Annotated in this window: 9 protein-coding genes and 1 pseudogene; 2 read left to right on the plus strand and 8 right to left on the minus strand. The window is 72.1% G+C overall.

The window, feature by feature from the left end; all coding sequences use genetic code 11:
- Positions 1–152 precede the first annotated feature (152 nt).
- Positions 153–1,313: a hypothetical protein gene (locus tag ABT095_RS38240; RefSeq protein WP_350534248.1), complete on the plus strand. Its 1,161-nt coding sequence runs from the start codon at positions 153–155 to the stop codon at positions 1,311–1,313.
- Here the strand turns inward: ABT095_RS38240 and ABT095_RS38245 are convergent.
- The 5 genes from ABT095_RS38245 to ABT095_RS38265 form a co-directional block, all read right to left on the minus strand.
- A complete protein-coding gene (locus ABT095_RS38245) occupies positions 1,243–2,085 on the minus strand; it encodes a PE-PGRS family protein (RefSeq protein ID WP_350534249.1) in 843 nt (280 codons plus the stop codon). The two genes, ABT095_RS38240 and ABT095_RS38245, sit on opposite strands and share 71 nt — an antisense overlap.
- Before the next feature lie 151 nt (positions 2,086–2,236).
- Positions 2,237–3,202, minus strand: a complete 966-nt coding sequence (locus ABT095_RS38250; protein ID WP_350534250.1) for a pirin family protein — start codon at positions 3,200–3,202, stop codon at positions 2,237–2,239.
- Between the two features lie 87 nt (positions 3,203–3,289).
- Entirely contained in the window at positions 3,290–3,526 is a 237-nt protein-coding gene (locus ABT095_RS38255) for a hypothetical protein (protein ID WP_502885141.1), read from the minus strand.
- Positions 3,527–3,639: 113 nt separating this feature from the next.
- Positions 3,640–6,330 (minus strand): AfsR/SARP family transcriptional regulator, encoded by a 2,691-nt coding sequence (locus ABT095_RS38260; RefSeq protein WP_350534251.1) that lies wholly within the window; start codon positions 6,328–6,330, stop codon positions 3,640–3,642.
- Entirely contained in the window at positions 6,330–7,268 is a 939-nt protein-coding gene (locus ABT095_RS38265; protein WP_350534252.1) for an AfsA-related hotdog domain-containing protein, read from the minus strand. Before ABT095_RS38265 ends, ABT095_RS38260 begins: the two co-directional genes overlap by 1 nt.
- A gap of 490 nt (positions 7,269–7,758) precedes the next feature.
- On the opposite strand from ABT095_RS38265, the gene ABT095_RS38270 reads away from it, so the two are divergent.
- Positions 7,759–8,439, plus strand: a complete 681-nt coding sequence (locus ABT095_RS38270) for a response regulator (protein ID WP_350534253.1) — start codon at positions 7,759–7,761, stop codon at positions 8,437–8,439.
- A 57-nt stretch (positions 8,440–8,496) separates the two neighbouring features.
- Here the strand turns inward: ABT095_RS38270 and ABT095_RS38275 are convergent, their stop codons facing one another.
- The 3 genes and pseudogenes from ABT095_RS38275 to ABT095_RS38285 all read right to left on the minus strand — a co-directional run.
- Positions 8,497–9,021: a TetR family transcriptional regulator gene (locus ABT095_RS38275; protein ID WP_350534254.1), complete on the minus strand. Its 525-nt coding sequence runs from the start codon at positions 9,019–9,021 to the stop codon at positions 8,497–8,499.
- Between the two features lie 7 nt (positions 9,022–9,028).
- On the minus strand, positions 9,029–9,349 hold the full coding sequence (fdxA, locus tag ABT095_RS38280; protein ID WP_350534255.1) for a ferredoxin: 321 nt from the start codon (positions 9,347–9,349) through the stop codon (positions 9,029–9,031).
- A 141-nt stretch (positions 9,350–9,490) separates the two neighbouring features.
- Positions 9,491–9,753 (minus strand): annotated as a pseudogene (locus tag ABT095_RS38285) (2-oxoacid:ferredoxin oxidoreductase subunit beta); the annotation flags it as partial.

Here is a 9,753-nt window from a genome sequence, read left to right on the forward strand (position 1 = left end):
CGCGGGCCTACTCGGTGACCATCACAGGATCATTCGGGAAGGTACGCCCTCCGCGTCCCCGCCCGGGGCTGATCCACAAGTCCTGAGCATTGCTCCCGACGCCGGAGGAGCGGGCAAGGCTGCGGCGCTCCTTCGACGCGGCTCGCGCGTGCGTGCCTGACGGATACCAGCTGAAGTACAGCGGCCGGGAGAAGGGCGACTTCTTCCTCGGCCTCCTCCGTGACAACGGGCTGGACGACACTGAGTGGAACAGGATCCGTCTCCAGCGCAGCCGGGTTCTCACGGACGTGGGCGATGTGATCGCAGCTCTGGAAGCCGACCACAGCGCCTTCGAGGTCTCCGAGGACGTGCTCCCTCGCGTGCTGTCGATCGTCCGTCTCATCGCCCAGGAGGCGCTGTCGCGCCATGGTGACGTGACGGTGTCCAAGAAGCGGAAGCAGCCGCGCCCGATGCTCTCCGTCCATGGCAGGACGTGGGAGTTGAGCTTCAAGGAGCGACAGAAGCAGGTCCAGTTCGTGCCGGCGGCCAAGGGGCGACGCAAGACGTACGACTGGCAACGGGTGACTCCCGCTCTCCGGTCTGAGCCGTCCGGCGAACTCGACCTGCACGTGATCGAACCGCACCCCTACAGCTACGGGCACAGCGGTGGCTGGAAGAAGGACTACGCCGACACTCCGAAGCGACCGCTGGAGGAGCAGATCAGCTCGCTCTTCCGGGTGCTGAAGACGCGCGCCGAGGAACAGGAGCGCCTCCAGCTGGAGCGCGAAGCCGAGCAACGCCGACTTCGGGAGGAGCGTGAGAGGGCCGAGGCTGAGCGGCAACGACTGGCAGCGGAGGAGAAGGCGCGCAAGCAGCGGGACTGGGAGGCTGCGGTCAATGCGGCCAGCAGTAAGGCCGTCGAAGCCTCACGCTTCGAGCGTTTCGGGTCGGCCCTTGACCGGTGGCGGGGCGCGCGGGAGATCAGGGAGTTCTGCGCGGCGCTGGACGAAGCTGCGAGCCGGGCCGACGATTCGGCAGAGGCACAGCAATTCAAGGAGTGGTCCGCGTGGGGCAGGGCCGAGGCGGACCGGATCGACCCGACGGCTCCCGGCAGCGGGCTCGGTGTTGAAGTGTTCGAAACCGAGCCCACGGGCGACGCACTCCGGCCCTTCCTCAACGGGTGGAGCCCGCATCGGCCGGAGAAGGAGGCGCCACCTGCTGAGCTCGGCCAGTCACGTCAGCAGGCCGATCCGTGGCGCGATGTCAGCGCCGAACCTCGGGACCAAGGCTGGAGATACGGACCCCGAGGTCGCGCTCAATGGCGGAGGCGATGACGCCGTGCCCTCGGTCGCGCAGGGCTTTCACGGCTCGCTCGACAACGGTGCCGAGCCGCTCGACCTCGGCTCGTAGGGCGAGCAGTTCGTCGAAGCGCTCTACCCGCTCCTGACCGCACCACTCCCGGACCGTCCGGAGTGTGTCGTCGTCCGCCTGCAGCTTCCGGTCGTCGCGGCGGTTCCACGACTGCCAGGATGGTTGCGCGCGTTCCTGGTCGAGGGCTTCCTGCCGGTGCTCGACCTCCGGGAGGATCTCCTCGGCCAGGACCTCTGCGGCCCGTCGTGCGATCCGCTCCGTGACCGGCCAACCCGTCAGGAACAGGCCGGTCCGGGTCTCGTGAACCATCGGGTCAGCACGCAGCTCGACAGCATCGAGCCCGAGACGGTCAGCGGTGGCATCAAGAGCGGTGAGCTCCAGCACGCCGGCATCGGCCGTCGTCGTGCGCAGCCGCACTTGGCTCTTGGGGCGGACGAAGCCGAGAACCATCCGAGCGGTCTCGAACTCCGCAGTCTTCTGTACGTGCCGGGATGCCTCGACCAACGCCAGTTCAGCAGCATCATCGCTTCGGAAGACCGCGACGTCGTCCCACAACGAGACCAGGGACGCGGGGGCGACCCAGTCCTGCAGGCCGGCGTCCTCGCCTTCGAGGAATCGGATGTGCACCTGAGTGGCCCGGCGCGGCCCGCCGACCCGGACGATCTCCACACGGCGGATCGCACTGCCGAGCATCTTGGGCTGGGCTCGGTACGCCCAGTTCTCGCCGATCTCCATCCTGCTATTGAGCCAGGACAGGGTGGATGCTCGCTACCACTTCTCGGCAGTCCCTTGTGGTCGGGCCGCGGCGCCCGGCAGCAGACGACCTGATCCGGATACGTGAGGGCTCGGACCGTTTCCGGTCCGAGCCCCTGGCACTGGCGTCGGGTCAGCGTCCCAGGTTGGTGTCCGCCGGGATGGTGCCGAGGCGGCCGGCCTGGAAGTCCTCCATGGCCTGCTGGAGCTCCCGGTGACTGTTCATCACGAACGGGCCGTAGTGGGCGACCGGCTCGCGGATGGGCAGGCCGCCGAGCAGCACCAGCTCGAAGTTGGCGCTTCGGGAGTCCTGCTTCTCGTCGGCGCGGATGGTGAGGGAGTCGCCCTCGCCGAAGACGACGGCCTGGCCCATGTGGAACGGGCGGCGCTCCTCGCCCGCCGAGCCGCTGCCGGCCAGGCCGTAGGCCAGTGCGTTGAAGTCGGCTCGCCAGGGCAGGGTGACCTGGGCGCCAGGGTTCACCGAGACGTGGATCATGGTGATCGGGGTGTGGGTGGCGCCAGGGCCTTGGTGGCCGTCGATGTCGCCGGCGATCAGCCGGACCAGCGCGCCGCCGTCGTCGGAGGCGAGCAGCTTGACGCTGGTGCCGCGGATGTCCTGGTACTTGGGGGTGATCATCTTGTCGACGGCGGGCAGGTTGACCCAGAGCTGGAGGCCGTGGAAGAGGCCGCCGGACATGACCAGGGACTCGGGCGGGGTCTCGATGTGCAGCAGGCCGGAACCGGCGGTCATCCACTGGGTGTCGCCGTCGGTGATGGTGCCGCCGCCGCCGTGCGAGTCCTGGTGGATGAACGTTCCGTCGATGATGTAGGTGACCGTCTCGAAGCCGCGGTGCGGATGCCAAGGGGTCCCCTTCGGCTCCCCAGCGGCATAGTCGACCTCGCCCATCTGGTCCATCATGATGAACGGGTCGAGGTACTTCTGGTTGATCTTGGCGAAGGCGCGGCGGACGGGGAAGCCTTCACCCTCGAACCCCTCCGGGGCAGTCGAGACGGCCAGGACGGGGCGGGCGACGGAGCCCTCGGCGGGGGCCGCGATGCGCGGCAGGATCAGCGGGTTCTCAACGGTCACGGCAGGCATGCCGGCCTCCTCAGTTGGGTTGGAATGCGATGTTCGTCCTGCGTCTTCGCAGGTCAGAGCCCTCTTGCGACTAGTCCCCCAACTGGACTAGCTTTTCGGCTCCCCCGCGGCATAGTCGACCTCGCCCATCTGGTCCATCATGATGAACGGGTCCAGGTACTTCTGGTTGATCTTGGCGAAGGCGCGGCGGACGGGGAAGCCCTCGCCCTCGAAGCCCTCGGGGGCGGTGACCACGGTGAGGACCGGCCGGGCTGCCGTGACGGCGGGGTCGGGGGTGGCGACGCGGGGGAGGGTCAGCGGGTTCTCGACGGTCACGGCGGGCATGTCGGCCTCCTTGATTCGGGGTGTTCTGGCCTACACCGAGGATGGTAGTTCAATCCTCAACCAATTGCAAGGTTGAAGATTTAACTACCATCCCCAGGGGCCTCCCCGGAGGATCACCGCTGCAGCTGCGGATCACCCACCAGCCACACGCCCGGCCGTACCTCCACCGCGTCCGGCCGAGCCTCCCGGCCCCCGCCCGCCCAGTCGATGACGTGCTCCTGGATGCGGTCGATCGACCGGCTGCCGAACTGCGCCCAGCGCCGGTCACCGAGCCGCTGCGCCGCGTCCACGAACTCCCCGAAGCCCACCAGCGCCTCCTCCGCCCGCCCGGCGAGCAGGTGGCACAGGGCCAGCCCGCGCAGCACGTCGGCCCGCCCGCGCTGCCCCTGCGGCTCCGAGCCGAAGAGCTCGAGCGCCTGCCCGTAGAGCTTGCCCGCCGGGCCCGGCTCGGCGTCGGTGAGCGCGACGTCCGCCAGCCCGACCAGGCAGCGCGCCTCGCCGAGCCGGTCGCCGGCCGAGCGGTGCAGCACCCGGGCCGTCTCGTAGTGCTCGGCGGCCAGCGGCCCGCGCCGCTGCTGCCAGGCGAGGTCGCCGAGCGAGCCGAGCACCGCCGCCCGCGCCCCCGGATGCTCGGCCCGCTGCGCGGCGGACAGCGCCAGCTCGTGGGTGGCCGCCCAGTCGTCCCAGACCGAACCGGCCTCGAAGTACCCCGCGAGCGCCAGGGTCAGCTCCCACGCCAGCAGCCAGAGCCCGGCCGCGTGCGCCTGCCGCACCGCCCCGACCAGCCCGGCGGCCTCCTCCTGGAACCAGCGCGCCGGGTTGTCCCCGACGATCCGGGCACAGGAGAGCGGCCCGGGCCCGCCGCCGTCCGGCCGCTCGGCCCCCTCGGGGGTGAACAGCGCGGCGGCGTACTGGGCGTACGAGAGGTACGCCGTGGCCAGGCGCTCGGTGCCCGCCTCGACCGCGCCGAGCGGGTCGTCCGCCAGCAGCTCGAAGGCCAGCGTGCGCAGCAGCCGGTGGTAGCTGTACCGGCAGGGCTGCCCCGGGGTGCTGCGCCGCACGCTCAGCAGCTGCGACTCGACCAGCCGCTCGACCACCTGCTCGGCCTCGGCCGGGGGCAGGTCGAGCAGCGCGGCGGCCGCCCAGAGCGGGAAGTCCGGCACCGGGGCGAGCGCGAGCAGCCGGAAGGCGCGCTGCTCGGCCGGCCCGATCTCGCGGTAGCCGACCAGCAGGCTGGCCCGGACGTCCAGGTCGCCCGCGACGAACGGCGTCAGCCCCGCGCCCTCGTCCGCCAGCCGGGCCGCCCAGTCGGCGGCCGACCAGTGCGGCCGGGCGGCCAGGCCGCTGCCCGCCACCCGGACGGCCAGCGGCAGGTAGCCGCAGAGCCGGACGATCTCCCGGGCCGCCGCGCTGTCCTCGGCCAGCCGGGGGCCGACGATCGAGGTCAGCAGCCGCTGCGCCTCGGAGGGGCGCAGCACGTCGAGCACCAGGTGGCGGGCACCGTCCAGGCCGGTGAGCGGGCGGCGGCTGGTGACCACCGTGAACACGTCCGGCATCGCGGCGAGCACCGGCCGCACCTGGTCCTCGGAGGCGGCGTCGTCGAGCACGATCAGCAGCTTGCGGCCCTCGACGGACTGGTGCAGGCGGCCCGCGAGCTCGGCCAACTCTGGCCTTTCGCCGGGAAGTTCGGCCGGTTCAGAGGGGTGCTCCTGGCCACCGAGCCGGTGCAGCAGGCCGAGCGCGATCTGCGCGCTGTCCAGTGCCCGGTCCTGCGCGCCGCGCAGCGGCAGCAGCACCTGCCCGTCCGGGAAGCTCCCGGCGCAGCGGCGGGCGAGCTCGGCGGCGAAGGCCGTCTTGCCGACGCCGGCCCGGCCGCCGACCACCAGCAGCTGGCGGCTGCCCTCCTCGCCGGGCAGCAGCTTGGCGGCGGTGGCCAGGGCGGCCTCCCGGCCGGTGAAGTCGGCCGTGGCGGGCGGCAGCCAGTGCGCGGGCGCGGCGGGGGAGGGCCGGGGCGGGGCCGGGTCCTGCCAGGCGAGCAGCGGGTCGGAGCGCAGGATGCGGTCGTGCAGGCGGCGCAGCCCGGCGCCGGGCTCCACGCCCAGCTCGTCCACCAGCGCCTTGCGGGCGCGGCTGAAGGCCTGCAGCGCGTCGGACTGCCGGTCGGAGCGGTACAGCGCGACCATCAGGTGGGCGTGCAGGGTCTCCCGGTACGGGTGCTGGTTGACCAACTCCATGAGCTCGCCGGTGAGTTCGTGGTGGCGGCCGAGGCGGAGGTCGGCGGCGATCCGCTGCTCCAGGGTGACGGTGCGCAGCTCCTCCAGGCGCACGCTGGTGGTGGCGAGCACCGGGCCGTGCGGCACGCCGGAGAGCGGCAGGCCGGTCCACAGCGCCAGGCTCTCCCGCAGGTCACTGGCGGCGGTGGTGAAGTCGCCGCGGTCGTACGCCTCCTTGCCGGTGCGGCGCAGCGTCTCGAACCGGCTGAGGTCGAACTCCTCCTCGCGGACGGAGAGCCGGTAGCCCGGCGGGACGGTGTGCAGCCGGCGCTCGCTGGTGGTCGGCTCGGACGGTATCTCGCCCAGGGCACGCCGGAGTTGGGAGACGTAGACCTGGAGGGTGGTGGCCGCGGTGCGCGGCGGGTGGATGTCCCAGAGCTCGTCGATCAGGGCCGTGGTGGAGACGGCTTCGTTCGCCCGGACGAGCAGCGTGGCCAGCAGCACGCGGACCTTGGCGGCGGTCGGCGTGTGCGGGAGCATGCTGATCGGTCCGAGCACGCGGAATCTGACGGTGTCCCCTGTGTCCTGCATCAGTAGTCCTGGAGTACGACGGTGTCGACGGCGGCGATCTGGCGGGAGCCCTGGTGCAGCGTGAGGGCGACCGGCAGGGCCGGCCGGCCGTCCGCCGCGCGCTCCAACTCGGCTGCGGTGGCGCGGCAGTAGAGCGGCAGGTCGGGCTCGGCGAAGCCCTGGAAGCGGGCGTTCCAGCGGCTGAGCACGCAGCTGCCGACGGTGAAGCCGTGCAGCTCGCCGGCCAGCAGCAGGGCGGCCTGCCGGGTGCCCTCGACCAGCACCACGGGCGGCACGTGGTCGGTGGTGGCCTCGGTGAAGACCTGGTTGCGCGGGTCGGTGACGATCTCGACCACCAGTTCGCTCTCGACGGTGAGCAGCGGGGTGCCGAGCACCACGTTGACCTGGTCGGCCCGGCCGACGGCCCGGGCCGCGGGCGTACCGGCCCACAGCTCGCCCTCGGTGGGGCCGGTGAACTCCGAGCGGCTCATCGCCCGGCCGCGCTCGCGGTGGTTCTGGTAGACCCGGGGCATCAGGAAGACCAGCCGGGCGTTGGCGGTGCCGCAGCGCACGCCCTCGATGTGGATGGTCGACTCGCACTCGAGCCCGCGCGGCACCCCGCTGACCACGTCGGCCGGGGTCAGCGTGATGTCCATCGCCAGGTGGGCGGGGCCCGAAGTGCGCCGCCAGGGCTCGAGTTCGGTCATCGCGACCTCGGTGGCCGCGAAGACCGCCGGTCTCTCCTGGGGCACCCGGAAGTACCGGTGGGAGACGAACAGCGCGGTGCGGCGCAGCACTTCGGCGGGCGAGTGCAGATCGTGGAAGAGATCGGCGCCGTCGTTGAAGAGCGAGTGCCGCTCGGGCAGCAGCGCGGAGACGGCGAACTGCTGGGTGGTGGGGCCGGTGGTGCCGAGCACCACTCCTTCAGGGGTGTTGGGCCGGTGGACCAGGTGGTGCACGAGGGCCGAGGCGCCCGGCACAGGTGTCGGCGCGGAGGGCCGACGGACCGCTTGAGCGAGGGTCTGACCCGGTGCTTTCTCTGGCACGATGATCTCCACTCGTAAGCGCAGCTGCGGGCTGGGACAGCCGGAGGGGGCGCGAACCCGGAGCTGGTGGACGCTCCCCCCGTCCGCGATCAGGTTAGGAAGCTTGCCGAAGGGTCGGTTAGGACCGGCGGTACTCGATTGGGCCCGACGGGCGGTACCGGGGGTACCGGCGGGCCGAGCGGGCGTCGAGTGGCTGTGCCCGCTGCGGATGCCTGTGCGAGGAGATGGTTCTGCGCCGGGAGGTTTGGCCGCGGAGTGTGGCAACTCACCGGGGCTACTTGCGAAACAAGCCTGGTGCGCGTTGACCCTTATTCCGGACCCTTTGGACAATTCCAGTACCTGACAGAGTCGGGCCGGGAGAGAGCCGGGGGGCGGCGAGCCCCGAGGGGACGGTGAAGTCGACATGACGCAGCGGTACGAGGAGGAGAACGAGGCACCGCCGGTACGGGTCCGGCGGGCGTTGGTGGTGGACCAGTGGCCGCTGGCCCGGTGGGCCGTGTCCGGCCTGCTGCGGGACGCCGCCGTCGTGGAGTCGGTCACCGTGGCCGCCAGCGCGGAGGCCGCCTGGCGGCTCTGCCAGGAGTCCCGTCCCGATCTGGTGGTCACCGACTGCGATCTGCGGGCCCCCTGGGACGGCATCCGGCTCGGCCGCCGGCTCAAGTCCCTGCCCACCGCGCCGCTGGTGCTCGTCTACACCGAGCGCAGCGAGCTGAGCGTGGTGATCGAGTGCCTGCGCGGCGCGGCCGACGGGTTCGTGCACCGCTCGGTGGAGACCCCCGCGATGGTCGACGCCGTCGAACGGCTGGTCGCAGGCCGGCACGTCTGGCTCACCAGCCAGGAGCGCCCGTGCGAGGAGGAGGGCTGGCTGGAGGCCGATCTGCAGCACGGCGGGATGACCGTGCGCGAGCGCGAGGTGCTCGCGCTGCTGCTGCGGCGGTTCTCCAACGACGAGATCGCGGACGAACTCCACCTGGCCCGGCAGACGGTGAAGAACTACGTCAGCACGGTGCTGCAGAAGCTGGAGGTCTCGTCCCGGCGCGAGCTGTACGGGCGGATGTGGGCGCCGGCGAGCGTCGGCAGCTGAGCGGGCGGCACGACAGAAGGGGCGCCGGGAGTCTCCCGGCGCCCCTTCCCCGTATCTTCAGAGGGCCCGCAGGCCCGTGGTGAAGAGCTGGACCAGCAGGCCGCGGGACTCGGCCGAGCCGCCGAGCGCGGCGGAGGCGAGCGCGACGGCGCGCAGTGCGTGGGTCGCGTGGTGCAGCTCCGGCTCGGGCAGTTCGTAGCCGCGCAGGGCGGCGGCCATCACGGCGTCCACCTGGTCCACCTGGCCGGGGCAGGTGCCCTGGCCGCGGGCGGTGAGCAGCGCGTAGCGGTGCGGCTCGCGGTCCGCGTACTCCTGGTGGGCGCGCAGCAGCGCGCTCACGGCGTCGGTGGAGCTGCGGCCCTGGACGGCCTCGCGCAGCTCGGCGCCCAGCTCGGTGCGGACTTGGGCGGCGGCGCGTTCGCGCAGGTCGGCCAGGCCCTTGACGTGCTTGTACAGCGAGGGGGTGGCCACGCCGGTGTGCGCGGCGACGGCGGCGAGGGTCAGTGCGGCGGGGCCGCGCTCGTCCACGACGGCGAGCGCGGCGTCCACCACGGCGGCGGTGTCCAGGCCCAGGCGCGGCACGGCCGGCTCAGACCTGGCTCGGCACGTACGCGGACACCACGGGGTGGTCCTCGGCGAAGGCCGGCACCGTCGACGCCCCGCCGGGCGAGCCGAGCGGGATGAACACCTCGGCGTTGGCCCGCGCGAAGTCCGACCACTCGTCGGGGAGTTCGTCCTGGAAGAAGATCGCCTCGACCGGGCAGACCGGCTCGCAGGCCCCGCAGTCCACGCACTCGTCCGGGTGGATGTACTGCGAGCGCCGGCCTTCGTAGATGCAGTCGACCGGGCACTCGTCGATGCAGGCCCGGTCCTTCACGTCGACGCAGGGGGCGGCTATCACGTACGCCATGGGTGGGTCCTTATCGGTAGGGCCTGTCTGACCATTCGCGTCGGATCAGGCTGGGTCGTGCGGCGAAGGGGGCACCTCCCGGCCGAAGGCTGGGGGCGCGTGCCGGGCGGGCCGGGCCCGGCGGGAATGGTCAGACAGGCCCTAGTTGACGGTCCAGGTGTCGGTGCCGGCGAGCAGGGCGGCCAGGTCGCCGGGGCCCTTCTGCTCCACTGCCTGGTCCAGCTGGCCGGCCATGAGGCGGTCGTAGACCGGGCGGGTGGTGTTGCGGATGACGCCGATGGGGGTGTGGTGGAGGAGGTCGGCGGCGGTGAGGCGGGTGAGGGCGAAGGCGCGGGCGGGGCTGGTGTGGTGGGCGTCGTGGACGAGCACCTGGTCGCGGTTGGTGTCGGTGACGGTGGCGATGG

It is taken from the genome of Kitasatospora sp. NPDC002227 (assembly GCF_040296285.1).
Taxonomy (GTDB): domain Bacteria; phylum Actinomycetota; class Actinomycetes; order Streptomycetales; family Streptomycetaceae; genus Kitasatospora.